Raw genomic sequence first — 19,465 nt, 5'->3', positions numbered from 1 at the left:
TTAAATAATCACCTAAAGAAGGACAGGGAGAGGGAAATATGAGCAGTGAAAAAGAAAAAATGCTGGCAGGAGAAATGTATGCAGCCAATGATTCGGAGCTTGTTGCCAATCGTCAGACTGCAAGGAAGCTGACCAGGGAATTTAATACTTTAACTGAAAATGATGATCTAAAAAAACAATCACTCATCAAGCAGCTGTTTGGCTTTACGCAGGAGAACATTTATGTAGAAGCTCCTTTCCGATGCGATTACGGCTACAATATTCATGCAGGTGAAAACTTTTATGCCAATTTCGATTGTTTAATCCTGGATGTATGCAAGGTTGAATTTGGCGATAATTGCATGCTTGCACCAGGCGTTCATATTTATACGGCTACTCACCCGCTTCATCCAACCGAGCGCAACAGCGGCCTGGAATATGGTAAGCCAGTCACTTTTGGGCATAATGTGTGGATTGGCGGCAGAGCCGTTATCAACCCGGGGGTTACCGTAGGAGATAATGCGGTGATTGCTTCCGGTGCTGTCGTAACAAAGGATGTACCGGCCAATACGGTTGTGGGTGGAAACCCTGCCAGAGTGATTAAAAGCATTTCACTATAACGCCTTGCGAATATAGGCTTCCTCATAATAGTTGCCTGCTGTACCGTTTACCTTAATCAAAAAATACTCCATGGAATTTGATTTCATGGGTTCTGCTTGTTGTCATAAGAAAATTATGGAACTAAAAAAGAACGTCTTCACGAGCTTAAAATCTGCTCGCGAAAACGTTCTTTTTATTTTATGAATCCTGAGCTGCTTCCAGTGCTTTTTCGGGGTGCTTTTGATAAAAGCGCTGACCGATTAATGTCTGGATAATCAGGAAGGCTCCTCCTACTGCCCAATATAAAGGGAGTGCAGCTGGTGCGGAGAACGAAATAAACATAATCATTATTGGAGAGATAAATGTAATGATTTTCATCTGCTTTTTTTGTGCTTCCGGAAGGTTGTTCAGTGTGACAAATCCCTGAACAAAATAAATGGCGCCAGCGATCAGCATCATCAGAATGTCCGGAGAGCCAAGGTTAAACCAGAGAAACGAATGTGTTGCAATTTCCTCTGAGTAAGAGATGGCAAAATACAGCCCCATGAGGATTGGCATCTGTATGAGAAGCGGCAAACAGCCCATGTTTAATGGATTTACACCATGCTTCTTATACAAGCCCATTATTTCCTGCTGAATTGTCATTTGTTCTTCTTTTGATTCAGCTGCTTTCAGGCGTTTCTGAATTTCGTCCATTTCAGGCTTCAAACCATTCATTTTTTCTTTCATAACCTGCTGGTTGCGGTAATTTTTCAGCATGGAAGGCATTAAAATCAATCGGATAATGAGTGTGATGATTATAATCGACAAACCAAAGTTGCCGTTCAACAGTGTTCCAATTTCATATATTCCAAATTCAAAGGGCAGAACAAACAGGTGATAAAAAATCCCTGATTCATTTTGTACACTTGTACAGCCGGATAAGATAACTGCTGCAAGAATACCTATTGAGAATAAAAGCGTCTTCTTCAAAACGTTCACCATTCCTTTTCTTTTTTAACATCCGATAAATGGGTGTAAAAGAAAAGAAGAGGCTTCGTCCGAATCATCCGGGCAGGTTTTCTTTTTAATTGTTTTGCCAAAAATCATCCTGCTGCATCTGGCTTCCACTGAATTCAAATGATAACAAATTAATTTTTTTGCAGGCGGCACAGAAACCTGGCCTTCAGACCATCTGTTTCCCCATCCGCTCATATAAAAAGGCTTGTCCCAGTTCCAGATCATCATGAGCATGAATGCCAGGGGGAGTGTACCTTCATTTATAGATTCCATTAATGCCTGTATCAGCAATTCCATTAACAAGACTCCTAGTGATGCATTTAGATAGACTCAGTATAATGCATCCGAAAAGCGAAAAGCAAAAAATCCTCATTCGTTAAAAATATTGACACAAGTTCTGTTATTGGCTTTTGCTTTCAAGAGCTTGGCTAGGGACGAATACTGGCAGATGTCTTTTAAGAATTTCCACTGTGATTGGAACACTGTCTCCTTCGTCTCCATCCACGTTGGCAATCAGATTTTTATAGGAAGCTACTTTAATGTTTGATGCAGTCAGGTATTCTACGTTTTCATCTTCCTTCAGTGTTCCTTTTAGCAAGGCTGTCGCAATGCTGACCAGTTTCACCATCGATACATTTTTAATAATGAAACAATGAAGCTTTCCATCATTAACTTCTGCGTCCGGTGCCAGTTTTTCAAAGCCGCCGACTGAATTTGTCAGGGCAATCAGAATTAAAAGAGCGCCGCCGTTCCATTCCTGATCATCATGATGAATGACAGCATCAAACGGTTCTTTGTCTTTAATTTTTTTAAAGCCTTCAATCATATAAGCCAGTGGCCCGAGCTTCGTTTTCTGCTCCACTGTCACCCCAAATGTGGCTTCTGCTATCCCGCCGAGTGCAATAATGTTCATAAAATACTTTCCGTTCACTTTCCCGATGTCCACATGGCGCTTGTCAGCATCTTTTAATATGGCTACAGCCTCTTCAGGATCCAGGGGGATGGACAGCGCACGAGCAAAGTCATTCACTGTTCCGAGGGGTATAATTCCAAGAGTTGGCTGGTATTCTTTTTCAGCCAATCCTGTTACAACCTCGTTAAGGGTCCCGTCTCCCCCCATTGAAATGACTGAGTCATAGCGTTCTTCACAAGCTTCTTCTGCAAAGCGTGCGGCATCCATTTCTTTCTCTGTTTCTTTTATGACGATTTCATAATTCAGTGATTGAAGCACCTCTGCTACTTTATCTACATGCTTTTTCGCTTCTTCTTTTCCGGAAGAAGGGTTGGCGATAATCATGGCTCTTTTCATCTTTTTACCCCCTAGATTTTCAACAGCTCTCTTGAACATTCCAGTTTTCCTTTTTTCTCTTTTATCAATGACGAATCGTCTATCTTCAAGTATAATGAGGACTGTTGAGTTTAGCGAATCTGACAGTCTGTTTTTATGAATTCTTTATAGAGTAAAAGGAGAACGATTTATGTTTGATTGGAGAAATATTTTGCGCGGAATGGCCATGGGAACAAGTGATGTCATTCCTGGTGTCAGCGGCGGTACGATCGCCGTTTTGATGGGAATTTACGACCAATTCATTAATGCAATAAGCGGCATCACGACAAGAGAGTGGAAAAAGCATGTCCCATTTCTGCTGATGATTGGCCTTGGTATGGCTACTGCCATCCTTACGTTGAGTCATGTTGTGGAGTGGCTGCTTGTTTATTATCCACAGCCGACTAATTTCTTTTTTATTGGTCTGATTGGCGGCATTCTTCCTTATTTAATAAAAGAAGCAAAACAAATGGGATCCTTTGAAGGCAAACATGCTGGAATCCTGATCATTGGTGCTGTTTTAGTTGCAAGTATGGCCTTTTTGAAGCCAGTGGAAGATGGCGCCATTCTGGATACTTCCGCTTCCACATTAATCCTTTTGTTTTTTTCAGGTGCAATTGCAAGTATGGCCATGCTCCTGCCGGGAATCAGCGGCTCGTTTATCCTGCTGATTATCGGAGTATACCCTACTGTTCTTAATTCAATCACGACGATGAATATTCCTGTCATTCTGGTAGTAGGTGCAGGGATTGCCACTGGATTTATTTTAAGCAGCAAAGGCATACGCTATTTACTGAACCGCTTTCCTCTTATGATGTATTCACTTATTATCGGTTTGGTATTTGGTTCATTATTCGTCGTTTTTCCAGGACTTGATTTGACTGTCAGCAACGTTCTCTTAAGCCTGGCGTCTCTAACAATTGGCTTTTGTTCAGCAGTATGGCTTGGCAAAAGAGGGTAACCTTGTAAAACAGTCTGTTTCCATGTGAAACAGGCTGTTTTTTCGTTATAATTGAATCCAAATATGTGAACCATCCGTATGTTAATTAAAAGGAGGGGTATTATGCAACCATCAACTTCTGATGAACGACTGGCAGCCGGCATGATGTACTTTCTGAATTTTTTCACCGCGATCATCGGCCCTTTTCTCATATGGTACATCAAAAGAGAGTCTCCATTTGTCCACCGTCACGGACTGCATTATCTGAATTTTCTTGTCAGCTATTTTTTATATCAGGCAGCAGCCGGATTTCTTTACTTTATCGGCATCGGGATTGTTATTAACATGATTCTAAGTGTTATGATGGCCATTTTTATTGTGATTGCCGGAATTTATGCGTTTCAGGGCAAACAGTTCCGCATCCCGCTTGTGGTTCGTTTCTTCAGCTGATCTTCCAGCAGCGGGATAATCTATTCAAAAAGGTCCTTCATCCACGCTTTTTCTTCAAAAAAGAACAGCGTTGGATCAAGGACCTTTCGATTGGTTGAAACGATCTATCAAGAGGATCCTTTCATGTCATCATTATTCCATCGTATTTCCTTCTGGAGGAATCGGACTGCTTTTCAGCATACGGGCAAAATGAGCTGTGTTATACGCTAAAAACTGAACGTGCTGATTTGTAAATTCGCTTTCTCCTTTTTGCATGGCTTCCATATAGGAAGGTCCAGGACCTGCTTCTCCTACCCAGTACGTATCCACATTCGGAGGAATCGTGAAACCGATGTGAGAAAGTGCATAAATAATGGAGGAAGCAGCGTTTTTAGCACCATCTTCGTTGCCGGTAACGACCACTCCGCCTACCTTATTATAGTAAATCGCCTGTCCGTGCTCGTTGGTTAAGCTGCTGCCGCCATCAAGACGTTCAATCGCCTGCTTGGTAATGCTGCTTTTTTCTCCCATCCAGATGGGGGTCCCAAGGATCACAATATCAGCTTCTTTTACTTTTTCAAAAATCTCCGGCCATTCGTCACCATTGCCCATATCCACTTCTACTCCGGGAGCAATTTTATAATCTGCGAGTCGTATGACCTCTGATGTAATTCCCAGATCCTCATAGTAGTTAATGACTTTGCGGATTAATGCATCCGTATTCGAGTCATCTGTGCTTGGTTTCAGTGAACCGTTTAAAAATAGCGCGTGCATCCAATCATCCTTTCGATCCTAATCTATTCCTTCCTATTCCCTTTTGTCGAAAGTTCAATCATACATTTTACAGTTGCAGGCCGGGAGGTGTTTTTTTATGCTTTCAACGGTTTTACACCCAAAAAAAGAGGCTGAGACAAAAGTGTCTCAGCCTCTTTGACCGGCTCGCTGCGCTGCAGATGGACGCTTCACCAAGGGACGGCGCTGAGCCGTCCTGCGAAGACTCAGCCTGGCGTCATATCCTGCTGGGAGTAACCGCCTCAACCATTTTAACCACTACCTCATTTTTAACTATTTTGAGTTTTGACCCAACCTCTCCCGTATCGGTTAGATTTACTCAAGACGCGCGAGCTTATGCGCCAGCTGAGAGGCTTCTTCCTTGCTCTCCTCAAGAATCTTATCGGCCATGTCAGGGTATTGGCTCATTCCTTCGCAAATCACTGAATCATATTCTTTGATGCCTAAAAAGCGCATAATTTCCCTCAAATATTCTTCAGAAAAGTTCAGACCTGTTCCTTTATAAACGCCGCCTACTGCCTGAATATGAACAGCACGCTTTCCTTCTACAAGTCCTTCCTGCCCTCCTGCTGTATAACGGAAGGTTTTTCCCGGAATGCACAAGGAGTCAATGTAGGTTTTTAATCGTGGCGGAAACAACAAATTCCAGAATGGTGTAATGAATACATAAACATCCGCAGATAAAAATTGGTCCAATGCTGCATCCATTATCTCAGACTTTTGCTTTTCCGACTCCGTCAGGGCCTCTCCGGATCTGTTTTTCCCCCATACCGCTAATACTTCTTCATCAATTTCCTGAAGCTGTGTTTCATATAAGTGAACATACTCAATGCTTGCGTCTTTTTCCAGATCAAGAAGTTCCTTCACAAATACATCTGCAATTTCTTCGCTTACTGATGTTTTATTTCTTGGGTTTGCATTAATGTATAAGATTTTCATTTTTTGTTTCCTCCCTTTACATTTAACAGCTCTACCTATATGATAACTCTTTAATTAAATATTTAAAGCTTTCTGATAATTTTTTCCCCTGCTGTTTGGCTATCACCGGATTATTTTATTATTTTACTAATTTTTTTGCATCCGGACCGATAAAATAAGAAGAGACACAGCGATAGGAATAAACAGTCTGTATTGAGGGTAAAAATGACGAATAAGACAATAGCCTATTTCAATCACACCATTCACGATCACGAGCGTAAAATATAAGTATGAAAAATCATAAAAATTATAAGTGAGAAAAGGTGAGGATGTATATGGTAACGATCCACGGTCAACAACAAGAAGATTTTTCAGCTGACAACCTCTCCACTATTGAACATAAAAAAGTATCAATTACACTCCATTATAACCGGTACGACGGAGATTACAGCGGATGGAATTTGTGGGTGTGGCTTGAAGGCAAGAACGGCCGAATGGTCGAATTCACAGATGGCCACCCTTTTGGAAAAAGGGCAACATTTGATATGGAGGACCCGTCAGGCATTGCCCGGGTCGGATTTATTATTCGAAAAAGCACGGACGAAAATGACTGGGCGAGCAAACGATTTGATGATCGGTTTATTACGCAATTTGATGAAAATGGCCATGCAGAGGTCTGGCTGATGCAGGGCACTGAAAAAATCTTTCACCATGAAGAAGATGTGAATGTAACACCAGAGATTTTAAGCGCCAAGCTGAACGACTGGCATGATATCACCGTGACCACAAATCTTGCGTTTGATTGGGAGCACGATAACATCGAGGTCGATCTGCATGGAGCCGCCATAAGAGACATTATTATATCTAAAGATCATCACGCTTCCGATCTCGCTCACGAGATGACGATTAAAACAAAGGAACCCCTTTCTCTTCATGAAAAATACAAAGTAATGATCTCCCATTTCGGTGAGTGTGACGTTTCCTATGGAAATATTGTGCGCATGGATCAATTTGATAAGGATTTTGCCTACGATGGTCCTCTTGGTGCTCTTTTTACTAAAGAAAAAACACTTTTTCGGTTTTGGTCCCCTACTGCACAAAAAGCGATTTTAGTCGTGTATACAAAAGAAAATGTAAAAAAAGAAGAACATGAAATGAAAAAGGGACCTTCCGGGACGTGGGAACATGAAGCTCCAGGAAACCTGGATGGAACCATCTATATGTACAGAGTCAAAATTGGCAGACAGTGGCAGGAAGCTGTAGACCCATACGCCAAAGCCGTTACAGTGAACGGGGAAAAGAGTGTGGTGATCGACCTTGCCCGCACCAACCCGCCACTCTGGGAAATGCCATCCCCTCCTTTTGATCAGCCTGAAGATGCCATTATTTATGAACTTCATGTTCGTGATGCTTCTATAGATCCCAATAGCGGCGTCATCCATAAAGGGAAATATCTTGGACTAACAGAGCCTGCCACTGTAACACCGGACGGAGCAAAAACCGGACTGGATTATTTTAGCGATCTCGGCATTACTCATATTCAGCTCCTGCCCATTTACGATTATTGGACCGTAGACGAGACGAAGCTCGACACCCCTCAATATAATTGGGGGTACGACCCAAAACACTTTAATGCACCCGAAGGATCTTATTCCATTAATCCATTTGAACCAGCCACCCGGATCATTGAGTTAAAAAAACTGATCCATGCCATTCACAGCAAAGGAATGAGGGTAATCATGGATGTCGTCTTTAACCATGTGTTTGATGTCCCGCGCTCAAATTTCCATCTGCTGATGCCCGGCTATTATTTCCGCTATAAAAAAGATGGCGTCCTGTCAAATGGCACAGGAGTAGGAAACGATACAGCGTCAGAACGCCAAATGATGAGAAAATTCATTGTGGATTCGCTTATTTATTGGGCAACCGAATTTAAAATTGATGGGTTCCGTTTTGATTTGATGGGCATTCATGATATCGATACGATGAATGCAGCCAGAAAGGCTCTAGACGAAGTGGATCCATCAATTATCATGCTTGGAGAAGGCTGGGATCTCCCTACCGCCCTCCCCTCTCATTTAAAAGCCAGTCAGGCAAATGCAGATAAAATGCCCGGCATCGCTCATTTCAATGATTCCATCCGGGACCATCTTAAAGGGAATAACTTTTCCGATCATGATTCAGGATTTGTTAATGGCAGGAGCGGCTATAATTATTTTATTAAGCAGGGAATAACAGCCGGGATGTATCTCACGTATGACAACCAGGAATACAGATCGCCATCACAAGTCGTTAATTACGTAGAAGCTCATGATAATCACACTTTATGGGATAAGCTGCTTTTGACAAACCCGGGCGCCTCACAGGAAGATTTAAAAAGTATGCATAAGCTCGCATCTTCCATTATCCTGTTATCTCAAGGCATTCCTTTTCTGCATGCCGGGCAGGAGTTTATGAGAACCAAAAACGGGGACCACAACAGCTACCGCTCACCTGATCACATTAACAAGCTTGACTGGAACCGAAAAGCTGAATTTGAACAGGAAGTGCGCTATATAAAAGGCTTGATCTCACTTAGAAAATCCAATAATGTTTTTCGGATGAAGACTAAAGAAGACATTGTAGAACGGCTTCACTTTTATCCTACTGATGAACATTTAATTGCCTATCGATTAAAAGCTTTACGCGAGGAAGGGCCATACGAAGAATATATCGTGATTCACAATGCCCACCATCATCCGGTTAAATTTCATTTACAATCAAATGGCCCTTGGCATATTCTAGCTAATTCCCATCAGGCAGGTACAGAAGCCCTCAGTATGATTAATCGCAATCAAATTGAAGTGTCCCGGCTGTCTACGTTCGTACTGGCTAAACCTTTCCGTTTAAGATAAGAAAAAGTAGGGAACAGGGATAAAAAGACGAAAGGCAGTTGACGTACATGTTATATATCATCGCCATCTTCCTCCCGCCTTTAGCGGTTTTATTTACAGGAAGATTCGGTTCATTTCTGCTCAATATTCTGCTGACGATTCTCGGATTTATCCCGGGGCTTATTCATGCGGTTATTGTCATTCGAGATGAGAGGCATAAAAAGGAAATGAAAAGCTATATGAACCAGAGAAGCTGATCTATTCAGCTTCTTTTTTTATCTTGCAAATCACTTTATGATGAATCACTCACCCAGAGTTGTACATAGTATAACTATAATTAAGCAAACTACAGGAAAAACCGAAACAAAATTAGGTGATTAATCGTATTCATAGGCACTAGAAGATGTTGGAAGGAGATTATGAATGGACCAGCTGCTGCGATATGGTGCCGTTTTGGCCATGATTTTTTTTGGAGCGTTTGAGCTGTTTTTTGGCTTAGTATATGGTGATTGGTCGATTCAGGCATTGGTCGGGATAGGCGCCGCACTGGCTTTGTTTATACTAACCTTCCAGCCTTCTCCAAAGAATCATCACGGTGAGATGAAAAATTAAACTGCTTTTTCTTAATTTAAAAACCCTTTGCCCGGGAATGGCTGGAACCGATAAGATCCGAAGCCATTCCACCTGCAAAGGGTTTTCTTATGTAGTCTTGGCCCGTTCTCTCCCTCTTTGAATACTTCTCTCAACAGAGAGCAGAAGTTTTTTCTCCTTTTTTCTCTCAATCAGTTTAATCGTCAGGGACTGAAGATACAGCAAAAGAAAAAACGGGATGATGCTTACGTAAATAAGGATAAGTCTGCCTTGAAAAATCTGCTGGAGAACAAACCACCAATAAATGATGTAGAAGAAAAGAAAAAGGAAATTAACGGGACCTTCCGATGATGCCTTACTTCTTCTGCTCATTGCTTCACCTGCTTATCCAGTTTAATACATCCAGTTTAGCATGAAAAAACAGATAATTGACAATTTTTTTACTCTTCTTTTTTTAGCGCGGGTTCATACAAAACTAATTTTTCATCCCCGCTGTCTGCTGCCTGATCCGCATTCATCGCGCTCCATTCAAATACCCATTCCCCGTCTTTTAAATAAGGCAGTTCCTCAGAAATCAGATATTTTTCCGTGTCTCCATGAACTGAAAACCAGGACCTTGCTTCATAGGTTTGTAATGCCTGCTGTTTGGCTTCTGAAGGATCAATCAGTTCTTCGTTCTGCTGGTTGATTGTAATAGGGATTTTCGATTCAAATGCCGGCTGTGCTGTAGGGTAAAACGTAATTTCGATCATATACTCTCCACCCGGCGCAGGCGTGTTCTCGTCTTCAGTTAAGGGGAGGGCTAGAATAAATTCAGAGGAAGCTGACAGCTGCTCATTGGAGATCATTCGGTCCCGTTCCACGTCCGCTTTGCAAGGCGATTCTACCACTTGTTTAACGAGTGTATGGTCGAGCGTTTGAGAACGGACTTCAATCATAAGAGCTTCTTCGCACTTCGTATTATACGTTACAGGGGCTCCCAATTGATTCGTGAGCGTCGCTTCTACGATGATTTCATCCCCTTTTTCAAACACCTGTCCATTGGTTACTACATTTAATTCAAGACCATTCGAAGTAAAATCATGAAGATCCTTATTGTCCCCGCCGGATCGGTCATCCAGGAAATACACAGAGGCGAAATAACTAATTCCCAGAGTAAAAATGGCTGCACCCACCCATGAGCTTTTTCTCATCTTAGCTCTGCCCCTTTCTTTACACAAAATTTCCCATTGAAACAATCCATTCGACATTCACCTTAAGACACACTATTAAAAACCTGAGATAAATATTGAAGATGTTCGCTAAGCATCATTAATAAAATAACAATCAGTGTAAAAGCAGCCACTAAAGCAAGGACATTCACATAGTCCCTAATAGCAAATCCTTTGTCCTTGCGCTCTTTAAAGGCCTGAATAGTGCGCTTGAGAAAAAACATTGAAAACAAAGGAATCAGCAGCACGTAGCTCCAGGTTTGAATGGCTAAATCTGTTCTATCCTGGAATAGGGCATAGCGCAGACTCTCTTCTTCCAACTGGATGGTTTTGTATTCTTTAACTATCATACCCTGTTCGATCGTTAGCTCATTCGTTTCTTCATTAAAGTCATATCCATATCCACCCGGATAAAATTGAATGGTAAAGGCTGCTAAAATCATTAGCAGAATGATGGCTGTTAAAGCAATAAAATAAGTGCGGATTTTTTTCTTTTCCATGCAAACCTCCATGTAACTTTTTCATAGAACTCATTGTAACAAACACCTCGTTTACATCATACTAAAGTGTTCGAGTAAAGAATGTATACAAATCACTGAAATTTCACCCTATTTGTAAAAATATATAGTAAAATACAAAGAACCAGTAACGATGCTGGTTCGTTTGTCCGGCTGGAAGAGGCAAAAGTTTCATTCTTTCCGAAACTGCTGTAAAATAGGTAAAAATGAATAATATCAGTTTATTTCACTATGGAATACGGGGTGTTATGATGACAATGGCAAATGTAGGACAATTTGTGCGATTTACTCGTCACGGATTTGAAATTACAGGAGAAGTCACAAAAATTCTCGAGCGTTCTGTAATTGTAAATATTTCTGAAGACGATGCTTTGTTACTCGATTACGGCACAAATTTTACAGTCGTTTCACACGAAAATTATGAATTAGTTCAAAAATAAGCAAAAAATCAGATGGGGTTTCTTATAAAGAAATCGCATCTGATTTTTGTTAAAAGTTCTTAATGATTTACAAATTTGCAGCGATGAGCTTTGATACAGGGAACAGACCAATCGCCGATTCCTCCGGATCCATTCCGCTCGGTTCAAAATTGCTGACAAGAATAAAGATTATAATGGCCATAACGATGACTAAAGCGGTAATGATCAGCACAAGTTTTTTTCCTTCCACCTTACTCACTTCCTTTAAGTGCTTTTTTCTTCACAAGCATCTTCATATCCACATGTGGAATGCCATCATCCAGATACTCCGCAGATGTTTCTTCAAATCCAAATGAACGGTAGAACTTTCTTAAATAGACCTGCGCCTGCAGGTTTATTTCGTCTGCTCCCCACTCGTTAATCATGATGTCCAGTGACTTTTCAAGAAGCTTTCTCCCTGAGCCGCTTCCGCGATAGGCAGGATCAACTATAATGCGTCCTATTGAAGGAACTGAATATTTTACACCAGCCGGCAGCAGCCGTGCGTATGCAGCAAGTTTTTCTCCATCCTTCAAAGTCAAATGAAAGCTCCGGGGATCATGACCATCAATCTCCTGATATGCACATTCCTGCTCCACCACAAATATTGCATTCCGCGCCATCAGAATTTCATATAGCTGATGCACAGTTAACTCTTCGAATGTATGTAATTTCCACTTCATCCCTGCACTCTCCTGTCCTTTATTCCATTCAGTACTTCCATTATAATTAGATTGCGGGAAAAATTCATCCTTCCTATCTGAAAGGAATGATCAAATGGAACACGCAGCGTCGCTTATTGTGGACCTTTTATTTTGGACAGGCATAGCCGTCATCCTGTTTATCCTTATTTCTATCGCTTTTTATATCCGGCTGAAAGCAGCTTCTAAAAAAAAGAATCCTGCCGGCAGAAAATAGCGGCAGGATTTTATTCTTATACGTTTACTTCAAGTGTTTGCGGTTCTTCATTATTATTCATTAAACGAATAGCTGTTGGTTCGATTTCAAGCACGATGTATTCAGGATCATTAGGACCCTCGAACCAATTGGAAAAACGGTCGTTCCACAGCTTTTCTTTCAAGTCCTCAGAGTCTCTGATTACAGCTGTTCCTTCAATTTCCAAGTAGCTGTCTCCATAGCCCTCGCCGTCATATCCAAGGAGGATGTGGACAAATGGATTCTCATCAATTTCTTCCGCTTTATGTGTTTCACGGTTTGTTGGTGTGTGCAGGACTAAGCCTTCATTAAAAAATGTCATGTACCTTGAGTGAGGCTTATTATTTTTTACAGTTGACAGTGTTCCAATTTTATTTTGTTCTAATACCGAGAGAACTTTTTCTTTTAATTCATGTTGATTCATTATGGTCAGCTCCTTTACTTTCTATATTTCCTTATTTTCCACGAGATATGTATTTAAAACATGTTTTTACAGTGGCATGCGTATTGGACATGTTTGTTCTGCAAAAAACCGGGAAGATCATCTCCCCGGTTTTCATTACAGTTCATGCAGCTCTCAGACGCTAGTTTAAAAAATAATCCTCGATATCATCAAGCATCAAATTGGCTGCTTTTACACCGCCTGCAGTGTTCCAAATGGTATCACTTACTTCGTGAATATTGCCTTCTTGAACGACCTCAAGATTTTGAAAAAGGGGATCATTCAGCCAATCTTCTTCCACTTTTACTCCCTCACCATCGCCGGATTCATACGTAAAGTAGAAAAGAACATCGCCTTCCATTGCTCCCACTCGTTCTTTTGTTACGCCGTTTTCTGAGAAATCATCGACGTCCTGTTCTTCAGGACGCGCAAAGCCAAGCTGATTCAGTATAATCCCAGAAAATGAATCTTTGTGGTAAATCCGGGTGTCGCCTGCCATGAAGCGAACCATGGAAATTTCCTTGTCAAGATTCTCGCCAAGTTCACCACTTAACTCTTCGATTCGCTGATTAAACTCATCCATTACCTGACTGCCTTCTTCTTGTTTATTTAGTGCTTCAGCATAAAGTTCGAAATTTTCCTGCCAGTCTCCCTTTAGCGTTTCGGACATAACGGTAGGAGCTATCGCTTCGAGCTGCTCGTAAACAGCTTCCTGACGCAGCTTTGTTCCGATAATTAAATCCGGCTCTAATGCTGCAATCGCTTCTACATTTACTTCACTTTCTGTTCCCACTACTTCAACATCCGCCATATCCTCAGAGATATGCTCATACCAAGGATCTCCAGTCCAGGACTGAACTGCGCCTGCTGGTGTTACGCCCATTGATAAAAGGGCCTCTGTTCCTTCATTTGTTAAGATAACCACTTTTTCCGGTGTTCCTTCAATGGTTGCTTCTCCCATTGCGTGCTCAACTGTATAGGTTTCTTCTGTTTCAGTGTCTTCAGAACTGTCAGAAGCTCCGCCGCTTTGTTCCGTATCAGATGAACTGCAGCCTGCTGCTATTAATGCAAACAAACCTGCTAATAAAAAGAATAATACATTTCGTTTCATGTTTTTTCCTCCAAGGATAATGATAATCGTTCTCAAACATCATCATTATCATAATTTACCGGAACAATGATGTCAACTACTAATTGAAAACCGTTTTCAATACATGGAAAGTTCGATATAATGGGGACGACTGTTTCAGTAGAAGGGAATATTTGTATGAAAAAAACAACATCTTTTGCCATTATATCGCTGACAGGGTCGTTTCTACTTATGCTGCTGCTTATGACAGCAAGTGTTAGATTCGGTTACCAGCAAACTTCATTTACCCAAATATATCAAACGCTTACTCAGTTTGACGGCTCTACAGCTCATCTGGTTATACAGTCTGTCCGAATTCCCCGTGCGCTAATTGCAGCTGTCGTTGGGGCTGCTCTTGCTGTAGCTGGTGTGCTCATGCAGACCCTTACCAAAAACCCGCTTGCTTCTCCAAGTATATTTGGGGTCAATGCAGGCGCTGGCCTTGCTGTAGTAATCGGTGTAACCATCTTTCAAATTAATTCACTGCAGGCGTTTGCTGTGTTGGCTTTTTTCGGAGCTGCAGTAGCCATCATTACAGTCTTCGGACTTGGATCATTAGACAGAAAAGGCCTGTCTCCTTTGCAGCTGACACTTGCTGGGGCTGCGATGAGCGCTTTATTTGGTTCCCTAACTCAAGGACTTCTCGTATTAAATGAATCTGCTTTAGAGCAAGTCCTTTTCTGGCTTGCCGGCTCTGTTCAAGGAAGGGACATTGCGCTTCTTTGGACCTCTCTCCCTTATATTGCGGGCGGAATGGTTCTTTCATTATTACTTGCCCCATCCTTTAATGTGCTGGCGATGGGAGACGATGTAGCCAGTGGTCTCGGAATAAAAACAGGAATTTTAAAACTATGGATTGGTGTGATCGTGGTTTTATTGGCAGGCGGATCTGTTGCGATTGCTGGACCGATTGGTTTTATCGGCATTATGATCCCCCACCTGGCCAGAAAGTGGATCGGGATCGATCACCGCTGGCTGATTCCCTTGTCTGCTTTTCTTGGAGCGAACCTGCTGCTTGCAGCTGATATCCTTGCGCGCTACGTGATTATGCCTCAGGAAATTCCGGTAGGCGTGATGACCGCCATTATTGGAACCCCAATCTTTATTTATATTGCTCGAAAGGTGGGGACTGCCTCATGAAGCGATTTGTTCCCGTCCGAATCGGTAAAAACGTCATTTCCTTTTTATTCGATAAACATACCTTTTTAAGCACGATCTTTGCGCTGCTAGCTGCAATTGGTATCTTTATTTTCAGTCTTGGACTTGGGGATGTATGGATCAATCCTGTTGAAATTTTTTCGGTGTTTTTGGGTGGCGGTGAGCCTCTGAACCAACTCATTGTGGTGGATTTCCGCTTGCCCAGAATCCTTATTGCTCTTCTTGTTGGAATAGCACTGGCAGTTGCAGGTGCTCTTTTACAGGGAATGGTGCGCAACCCCCTTGCCTCACCGGATATAATTGGTGTTTCAGGCGGTGCGAGCGTATTTGTTGTCGGCTTCCTTGTACTCTTCAGTGATTCAAACGGGGCATTGATGGTCTCCATCCAATGGCTGCCTGTATCTGCATTTACGGGTGCCTTTCTGGCCGCAATACTTGTTTATTTGTTTTCCTGGAAAAACGGCCTTGCTCCTGTCCGACTTGTGCTTATTGGAATCGGGCTTTCCATGTTTATGAATGCATGCACCACCCTTTTAATGCTCATTGGTCCTATTTACCGGGCAAGCCAGGCAAATATCTGGATTACAGGATCGGTTAACGGCTCAACCTGGGGCCATGTGTGGATTCTTTTCCCTTGGGTCCTGGTGCTGTTTATACTAAGCTTGTTTATGGCGAGGCATGTTAACCTGCTTGAGCTTGGAGATGACGTCACAAAGGCGATGGGTTCGAAGTTGACTAAGCAGCGTATTCTCATCCTACTGCTCAGCACAGGACTTGTTGGCGGGTCTGTCGCGTTTGCAGGAGGCATAGGGTTCGTCGGCTTAATGGCGCCCCATTTAGCCCGCAAATTGATTGGCTCTTCTTACGGTGCCCTGCTTCCGATGTCGGCCATTATTGGCGCTGCTCTCGTTATGCTGGCCGATTTGATTGGCCGTTTAATTGCTGCTCCTCTTGAAGTTCCGGCTGGTGTATTCACTGCTGCAATTGGCGCGCCTTATTTTATCTACTTACTGTTTAAAGAAAGGGGCAATAAATCTTGACACAGGATGAATTAAAGCACTTTATAAGTGAAAACATTGCGATCTCCTTTGGTGAACCTGATGGACAGAACTGGACCCTTTCATCCTGGAGCAGTGCGCAAACAGCCACTCGTGATTTTGAAGCGATACAGGCGATTCAGCAGGCGCCTAAGCTGAATGTAACAGGCTCTCTTGTCATGAAACGTGCTGCCTTTGCTTATCTGGGTGCTTTATTAGCTTTTTATAAAGAAGGAGAAGTGTGGGATTTGCAGGAATCTTCCATTCACCTTGTAAAAAGTGATGACCCACTGTTCTTTTATATAAAACTTCAGGCCTCACAAATTACCGTTTCTTCCGTGCGTCTGACTTCTGAACAATGGGATGAAGCCGTAAAAGTGCAATTTCATGATTGGCTTAAGCCCTTAGTGTCAACGATATCAGACGCTTGCAAAATACACGAAATAATCTTATGGGAAAATGTTTTTATCTATTTAAAGTGGTTTTACGAAGCACTTGCTCCCTCTCTTTCGGAGCTTGGGCGTCATGATTGGGAGAGTCAGTGGAATGAATTGACCAGCGAATCATTTTTTGGTGAAGAAACACTCAATCCATTTGCTTATTTATCTGCTGTAAAATCAAAAAGAGTGATGGACAACGGAATGCGGGTCAGGCATACATGCTGCTATAAGCACAAGCTGCCCGGCGGAACAAAGTGCTCTACCTGCTCTCAAATTAAGGCTACATGAAATAAGGCTGTCCCTCTAATTGGGACAGCCTTTACTCATTTTATAAGGGTCTTAACTCATCATCACGCTGATCATGTATATCCCGGTCGTGACCCTTTGGTTTACGGGCAAAGCACATAATTCCGGCAATGAGGAAAAGGAGCGCCGGCAGCCAGCCAATCAAAAAGGTGCCAAGGAAGACTAATACGGCACTTCCTAAAAGCAATCCTCCTGCAAGTTTCGGTTTACGGTTACCCCGCACGACAACAATTGCCACAATGCTCAATATCGAACTGATAATAAAGACGATATTAAAAAACATTCCTAAGCCGCTTAACATTTCAACAACGCCGGACATATCCGTACCGGTCGCTGCAAAATCCGGGTCACTCTCCATTTCTGCCTCAAACTGACTTCTAACCTCTTCGTCGGAAAGAAAGTAGTTGGCGAGAAATATGCCTACAACTACTAAAATATTTAAGATAATACCAATCACACTTAAAACGATTTCTGCGGTTCTTTTCAATTTTACGACCTCCTGTATATGTATCATTATTAAACAGTTCCCCTATTCTACGGAAAGCTACTCCTAAGGTTCCGGATTCTTGCTAAAAAATTGCTAATTATTTTTTACTAAAGTCAGCAATTGCTTTAATCGATGGACGGTGGTATCCGGAACCCCGTCTTTTTCACTTCTCTTTTCATCCAGATCATCATGCTGAATCCACACACTTCGGATGTTTGCCCGGTTTGCTCCAAGAATATCTGTTTTTTTGTTGTCCCCCACCATCCAGACATCTTCTGCCGGAACATCCATTAGCCGAAGACTATGCTCAAAAATCTCCGCATGCGGCTTGCCAAATCCAAAGTTTCCTGAAATCACAATGTGCTCAAAATAAGGGACGAGCTCCGGCGTCAGCTTCAGCTTTTCCATTTGCAGAGAAGGGGCACCATTTGTAAGAAGCAGCAGCCGGATTCCCTGTTCCTTTAACGCATCAAGCACCTCAAAGGTTTCCTCATACAGGATAGGCGTTCGTTTTCTGTTTTCAATAAATTGATGGGCTAATTCAAAACCAAACTCTTCATTAAAAATATCCTGACTCTTTAATGCCTTTGTCCAGACTTTTTTTCGATACTCCGGCATAATGCTTCCCATTTCTCTAAACATATGGTGGATAGGGTCTCCGAACTCTCCCCAAAGTCCTTCAAAAGGATTTATACCGATTAATTGAGTAAAGTCGTGTGTTGACAGGGAAGAATAAATGGCCGGGGCAATTTCTCTTACGTCCTGAATCAGGAGTTGTGGGTCGACTTTGTAGGTCTCCATGGCTTGCTGTGCTGTTAAGAGAAGCGCTTTCTCTATGCTTTTCTTATCCCATAAAAGTGTATCGTCCAAGTCAAAAAAAATCACTTTTGGCATCCGGAACCCTCTTTTCATTACTTGATTCCTTTATTGTGACAAAAAATCTTCGGGAATGCACGATTATTGTGAGGGGCGGGCACATTTTAATGTAAAAAAGAACTGAGCATTGAGGTTACAACTGTCTCCCTGAAGTAAATGAAAACAGATAAAAGAAAAAAGAGGGTGGGACAAAAATGTCTCAGCCTCTTTGACCGGTTCGCTCCGCTCCCCTCTTACTATTAATAAGATTATTTCTTTGATTCTTATTATGAAGGATTTAATATTCTGTTTAAAAATTGTTTCGTTCTCGGTTCCTGAGGGTTTTTCAATAGTTCGGCAGGAGGTCCCTGCTCTACGATATGCCCTCCATCTATAAAAATAACATGATCGGCAACTTCTTCTGCAAACTTAAGTTCATGTGTCACAATGGCCATGGTCCAGCCTTCATTTGCAAGATCACGGATAACACGCAGCACTTCACCTACAATTTCAGGGTCAAGCGCTGAGGTCGGTTCATCAAACAGCATCAGCTCAGGTTCAATCGCTAAAGCTCTCGCGATGCCGACCCGCTGCTGCTGGCCGCCGGATAGCTGATGCGGATACAGATGCATCTTCTCTTCCAACCCAACTTTTTTAAGCAAGCTCTCCGCATGCTTCTTAACAGCTGCCTTTTCTTTTTTCTGTACCACGACAGGACCTTCCATTACATTTTCAAGCGCTGTTTTGTGTGGAAATAAATTATACGATTGAAAAACCATGCCTGACTTTCTCCGCAGCTGCAGAATTTCTTTTTTTGACGGTACCTTATCAAAGCTGAGCTTGAAATCCTGCTCAAATTGTATGGTCCCTTTATTCGGCATTTCAAGTGCATTTAAGCAGCGCAGCATCGTCGTTTTGCCTGATCCGGAGGGACCAATAATCGCCACAACACTGCCTTTCTCAATTGAAAGATCAATTCCTTTTAAAACATTCAGCTCGCCAAATGACTTGTGAAGATTTTTAACAGTTAACAGCATAGA

Annotated in this window: 26 protein-coding genes; 11 read left to right on the top strand and 15 right to left on the bottom strand. The window is 42.2% G+C overall.

Going from position 1 to position 19,465, the window contains the following annotated elements:
- The first annotated feature begins 38 nt into the window (after positions 1-38).
- Entirely contained in the window at positions 39-599 is a 561-nt protein-coding gene (locus ACQCT8_RS11420; protein WP_426871206.1) for a maltose acetyltransferase domain-containing protein, read from the top strand.
- A 178-nt stretch (positions 600-777) separates the two neighbouring features.
- Here the strand turns inward: ACQCT8_RS11420 and yidC are convergent, their stop codons facing one another.
- The 3 genes from yidC to ACQCT8_RS11405 form a co-directional block, all read right to left on the bottom strand.
- Complete coding sequence (yidC, locus tag ACQCT8_RS11415; RefSeq protein WP_426871204.1) at positions 778-1,563, bottom strand: membrane protein insertase YidC; 786 nt, start codon at positions 1,561-1,563, stop codon at positions 778-780.
- A gap of 12 nt (positions 1,564-1,575) precedes the next feature.
- The gene (locus ACQCT8_RS11410) at positions 1,576-1,875 is read right to left on the bottom strand and encodes a hypothetical protein (protein ID WP_426871201.1); all 300 of its coding nucleotides are present in this window, start codon (positions 1,873-1,875) and stop codon (positions 1,576-1,578) included.
- 103 nt (positions 1,876-1,978) lie between these two features.
- Positions 1,979-2,887: a diacylglycerol/lipid kinase family protein gene (locus ACQCT8_RS11405; RefSeq protein WP_426871199.1), complete on the bottom strand. Its 909-nt coding sequence runs from the start codon at positions 2,885-2,887 to the stop codon at positions 1,979-1,981.
- A 169-nt stretch (positions 2,888-3,056) separates the two neighbouring features.
- Between ACQCT8_RS11405 and ACQCT8_RS11400 the strand changes: the two genes are divergently transcribed.
- On the top strand, positions 3,057-3,866 hold the full coding sequence (locus ACQCT8_RS11400; RefSeq protein WP_426871197.1) for a DUF368 domain-containing protein: 810 nt from the start codon (positions 3,057-3,059) through the stop codon (positions 3,864-3,866).
- Between the two features lie 102 nt (positions 3,867-3,968).
- Positions 3,969-4,295, top strand: a complete 327-nt coding sequence (locus tag ACQCT8_RS11395; protein ID WP_426871195.1) for a DUF4870 domain-containing protein — start codon at positions 3,969-3,971, stop codon at positions 4,293-4,295.
- A 132-nt stretch (positions 4,296-4,427) separates the two neighbouring features.
- Here the strand turns inward: ACQCT8_RS11395 and ACQCT8_RS11390 are convergent, their stop codons facing one another.
- Positions 4,428-5,048 carry a flavodoxin family protein gene (locus ACQCT8_RS11390; protein ID WP_278241578.1) on the bottom strand — a complete coding sequence of 207 codons (621 nt, stop codon included), beginning with the start codon at positions 5,046-5,048 and terminating at the stop codon, positions 4,428-4,430.
- 333 nt (positions 5,049-5,381) lie between these two features.
- On the bottom strand, positions 5,382-6,005 hold the full coding sequence (locus tag ACQCT8_RS11385; RefSeq protein ID WP_426871193.1) for an FMN-dependent NADH-azoreductase: 624 nt from the start codon (positions 6,003-6,005) through the stop codon (positions 5,382-5,384).
- A gap of 314 nt (positions 6,006-6,319) precedes the next feature.
- Here ACQCT8_RS11385 and pulA point away from each other — a divergent pair, with 314 nt between their 5' ends.
- The 3 genes from pulA (at position 6,320) to ACQCT8_RS11370 (ending at position 9,469) form a co-directional block, all read left to right on the top strand.
- Positions 6,320-8,878, top strand: coding sequence for a type I pullulanase (pulA, locus tag ACQCT8_RS11380; protein WP_426871191.1), 2,559 nt, complete (start codon positions 6,320-6,322; stop codon positions 8,876-8,878).
- A 47-nt stretch (positions 8,879-8,925) separates the two neighbouring features.
- Positions 8,926-9,114, top strand: coding sequence for a YqaE/Pmp3 family membrane protein (locus ACQCT8_RS11375; protein WP_426871190.1), 189 nt, complete (start codon positions 8,926-8,928; stop codon positions 9,112-9,114).
- 166 nt (positions 9,115-9,280) lie between these two features.
- Positions 9,281-9,469 carry a hypothetical protein gene (locus ACQCT8_RS11370; protein WP_426871188.1) on the top strand — a complete coding sequence of 63 codons (189 nt, stop codon included), beginning with the start codon at positions 9,281-9,283 and terminating at the stop codon, positions 9,467-9,469.
- Positions 9,470-9,556: 87 nt separating this feature from the next.
- Here the strand turns inward: ACQCT8_RS11370 and ACQCT8_RS11365 are convergent, their stop codons facing one another.
- From ACQCT8_RS11365 to ACQCT8_RS11355, 3 genes are all read right to left on the bottom strand, one after another.
- The gene (locus ACQCT8_RS11365) at positions 9,557-9,820 is read right to left on the bottom strand and encodes a hypothetical protein (RefSeq protein WP_426871186.1); all 264 of its coding nucleotides are present in this window, start codon (positions 9,818-9,820) and stop codon (positions 9,557-9,559) included.
- Between the two features lie 68 nt (positions 9,821-9,888).
- Positions 9,889-10,641: a hypothetical protein gene (locus ACQCT8_RS11360; protein WP_426871184.1), complete on the bottom strand. Its 753-nt coding sequence runs from the start codon at positions 10,639-10,641 to the stop codon at positions 9,889-9,891.
- 62 nt (positions 10,642-10,703) lie between these two features.
- Complete coding sequence (locus ACQCT8_RS11355) at positions 10,704-11,159, bottom strand: hypothetical protein (protein WP_426871182.1); 456 nt, start codon at positions 11,157-11,159, stop codon at positions 10,704-10,706.
- A gap of 269 nt (positions 11,160-11,428) precedes the next feature.
- Between ACQCT8_RS11355 and ACQCT8_RS11350 the strand changes: the two genes are divergently transcribed.
- The gene (locus ACQCT8_RS11350; RefSeq protein ID WP_278241586.1) at positions 11,429-11,617 is read left to right on the top strand and encodes a DUF2187 family protein; all 189 of its coding nucleotides are present in this window, start codon (positions 11,429-11,431) and stop codon (positions 11,615-11,617) included.
- A 67-nt stretch (positions 11,618-11,684) separates the two neighbouring features.
- Here ACQCT8_RS11350 and ACQCT8_RS11345 read toward each other — a convergent pair whose 3' ends face one another.
- Positions 11,685-11,846, bottom strand: coding sequence for a hypothetical protein (locus ACQCT8_RS11345; RefSeq protein WP_426871179.1), 162 nt, complete (start codon positions 11,844-11,846; stop codon positions 11,685-11,687).
- 1 nt (position 11,847) lies between these two features.
- Complete coding sequence (locus ACQCT8_RS11340) at positions 11,848-12,318, bottom strand: GNAT family N-acetyltransferase (protein ID WP_426871177.1); 471 nt, start codon at positions 12,316-12,318, stop codon at positions 11,848-11,850.
- Between the two features lie 94 nt (positions 12,319-12,412).
- Between ACQCT8_RS11340 and ACQCT8_RS11335 the strand changes: the two genes are divergently transcribed.
- A complete protein-coding gene (locus ACQCT8_RS11335; protein WP_426871175.1) occupies positions 12,413-12,553 on the top strand; it encodes a hypothetical protein in 141 nt (46 codons plus the stop codon).
- A gap of 16 nt (positions 12,554-12,569) precedes the next feature.
- Here ACQCT8_RS11335 and ACQCT8_RS11330 read toward each other — a convergent pair whose 3' ends face one another.
- Entirely contained in the window at positions 12,570-12,995 is a 426-nt protein-coding gene (locus ACQCT8_RS11330; protein WP_426871173.1) for a pyridoxamine 5'-phosphate oxidase family protein, read from the bottom strand.
- A gap of 160 nt (positions 12,996-13,155) precedes the next feature.
- Positions 13,156-14,124, bottom strand: a complete 969-nt coding sequence (locus tag ACQCT8_RS11325) for an ABC transporter substrate-binding protein (RefSeq protein ID WP_426871171.1) — start codon at positions 14,122-14,124, stop codon at positions 13,156-13,158.
- Between the two features lie 156 nt (positions 14,125-14,280).
- Between ACQCT8_RS11325 and ACQCT8_RS11320 the strand changes: the two genes are divergently transcribed.
- Genes ACQCT8_RS11320 through ACQCT8_RS11310 form a run of 3 tightly spaced genes read left to right on the top strand, consistent with a single transcriptional unit; the run spans position 14,281 to position 17,065 of the window.
- On the top strand, positions 14,281-15,282 hold the full coding sequence (locus ACQCT8_RS11320; protein WP_426871169.1) for a FecCD family ABC transporter permease: 1,002 nt from the start codon (positions 14,281-14,283) through the stop codon (positions 15,280-15,282).
- Positions 15,279-16,340 (top strand): FecCD family ABC transporter permease, encoded by a 1,062-nt coding sequence (locus tag ACQCT8_RS11315; protein WP_426871167.1) that lies wholly within the window; start codon positions 15,279-15,281, stop codon positions 16,338-16,340. Before ACQCT8_RS11320 ends, ACQCT8_RS11315 begins: the two co-directional genes overlap by 4 nt.
- On the top strand, positions 16,337-17,065 hold the full coding sequence (locus ACQCT8_RS11310) for a (2Fe-2S)-binding protein (RefSeq protein WP_426871165.1): 729 nt from the start codon (positions 16,337-16,339) through the stop codon (positions 17,063-17,065). Before ACQCT8_RS11315 ends, ACQCT8_RS11310 begins: the two co-directional genes overlap by 4 nt.
- A gap of 40 nt (positions 17,066-17,105) precedes the next feature.
- Here ACQCT8_RS11310 and ACQCT8_RS11305 read toward each other — a convergent pair whose 3' ends face one another.
- The 3 genes from ACQCT8_RS11305 to ACQCT8_RS11295 all read right to left on the bottom strand — a co-directional run bounded on the left by ACQCT8_RS11305 (position 17,106) and on the right by ACQCT8_RS11295 (position 19,459).
- Positions 17,106-17,570, bottom strand: a complete 465-nt coding sequence (locus tag ACQCT8_RS11305; protein WP_426871163.1) for a DUF4064 domain-containing protein — start codon at positions 17,568-17,570, stop codon at positions 17,106-17,108.
- 93 nt (positions 17,571-17,663) lie between these two features.
- Positions 17,664-18,464, bottom strand: coding sequence for an HAD family hydrolase (locus tag ACQCT8_RS11300; protein ID WP_426871161.1), 801 nt, complete (start codon positions 18,462-18,464; stop codon positions 17,664-17,666).
- Between the two features lie 248 nt (positions 18,465-18,712).
- Positions 18,713-19,459, bottom strand: coding sequence for an amino acid ABC transporter ATP-binding protein (locus ACQCT8_RS11295; RefSeq protein ID WP_426871243.1), 747 nt, complete (start codon positions 19,457-19,459; stop codon positions 18,713-18,715).
- Positions 19,460-19,465 lie beyond the last annotated feature (6 nt).

This window comes from Jeotgalibacillus proteolyticus (genome assembly GCF_050107735.1).
Lineage (GTDB): Bacteria > Bacillota > Bacilli > Bacillales > Jeotgalibacillaceae > Jeotgalibacillus > Jeotgalibacillus proteolyticus_A.
Note: the sequence above shows the minus strand (reverse complement) of the source record. Positions and strands in the feature narration are given on the sequence as shown.

Bases quoted from the DNA above. Each gene is read 5' to 3' on its own strand.
- ACQCT8_RS11350 (WP_278241586.1), top strand. From the start codon at position 11,429: ATGACAATGGCAAATGTAGGACAATTTGTGCGATTTACTCGTCACGGA.
- pulA (WP_426871191.1), top strand. From the start codon at position 6,320: ATGGTAACGATCCACGGTCAACAACAAGAAGATTTTTCAGCTGACAAC.
- yidC (WP_426871204.1), bottom strand. From the start codon at position 1,563: ATGGTGAACGTTTTGAAGAAGACGCTTTTATTCTCAATAGGTATTCTT.
- ACQCT8_RS11405 (WP_426871199.1), bottom strand. From the start codon at position 2,887: ATGAAAAGAGCCATGATTATCGCCAACCCTTCTTCCGGAAAAGAAGAA.
- ACQCT8_RS11385 (WP_426871193.1), bottom strand. From the start codon at position 6,005: ATGAAAATCTTATACATTAATGCAAACCCAAGAAATAAAACATCAGTA.
- ACQCT8_RS11410 (WP_426871201.1), bottom strand. From the start codon at position 1,875: ATGGAATTGCTGATACAGGCATTAATGGAATCTATAAATGAAGGTACA.
- ACQCT8_RS11395 (WP_426871195.1), top strand. From the start codon at position 3,969: ATGCAACCATCAACTTCTGATGAACGACTGGCAGCCGGCATGATGTAC.
- ACQCT8_RS11325 (WP_426871171.1), bottom strand. From the start codon at position 14,124: ATGAAACGAAATGTATTATTCTTTTTATTAGCAGGTTTGTTTGCATTA.
- ACQCT8_RS11340 (WP_426871177.1), bottom strand. From the start codon at position 12,318: ATGAAGTGGAAATTACATACATTCGAAGAGTTAACTGTGCATCAGCTA.
- ACQCT8_RS11370 (WP_426871188.1), top strand. From the start codon at position 9,281: ATGGACCAGCTGCTGCGATATGGTGCCGTTTTGGCCATGATTTTTTTT.
- ACQCT8_RS11365 (WP_426871186.1), bottom strand. From the start codon at position 9,820: ATGAGCAGAAGAAGTAAGGCATCATCGGAAGGTCCCGTTAATTTCCTT.
- ACQCT8_RS11300 (WP_426871161.1), bottom strand. From the start codon at position 18,464: ATGCCAAAAGTGATTTTTTTTGACTTGGACGATACACTTTTATGGGAT.
- ACQCT8_RS11335 (WP_426871175.1), top strand. From the start codon at position 12,413: ATGGAACACGCAGCGTCGCTTATTGTGGACCTTTTATTTTGGACAGGC.
- ACQCT8_RS11360 (WP_426871184.1), bottom strand. From the start codon at position 10,641: ATGAGAAAAAGCTCATGGGTGGGTGCAGCCATTTTTACTCTGGGAATT.
- ACQCT8_RS11420 (WP_426871206.1), top strand. From the start codon at position 39: ATGAGCAGTGAAAAAGAAAAAATGCTGGCAGGAGAAATGTATGCAGCC.
- ACQCT8_RS11315 (WP_426871167.1), top strand. From the start codon at position 15,279: ATGAAGCGATTTGTTCCCGTCCGAATCGGTAAAAACGTCATTTCCTTT.
- ACQCT8_RS11355 (WP_426871182.1), bottom strand. From the start codon at position 11,159: ATGGAAAAGAAAAAAATCCGCACTTATTTTATTGCTTTAACAGCCATC.
- ACQCT8_RS11400 (WP_426871197.1), top strand. From the start codon at position 3,057: ATGTTTGATTGGAGAAATATTTTGCGCGGAATGGCCATGGGAACAAGT.
- ACQCT8_RS11390 (WP_278241578.1), bottom strand. From the start codon at position 5,048: ATGCACGCGCTATTTTTAAACGGTTCACTGAAACCAAGCACAGATGAC.
- ACQCT8_RS11375 (WP_426871190.1), top strand. From the start codon at position 8,926: ATGTTATATATCATCGCCATCTTCCTCCCGCCTTTAGCGGTTTTATTT.
- ACQCT8_RS11330 (WP_426871173.1), bottom strand. From the start codon at position 12,995: ATGAATCAACATGAATTAAAAGAAAAAGTTCTCTCGGTATTAGAACAA.
- ACQCT8_RS11320 (WP_426871169.1), top strand. From the start codon at position 14,281: ATGAAAAAAACAACATCTTTTGCCATTATATCGCTGACAGGGTCGTTT.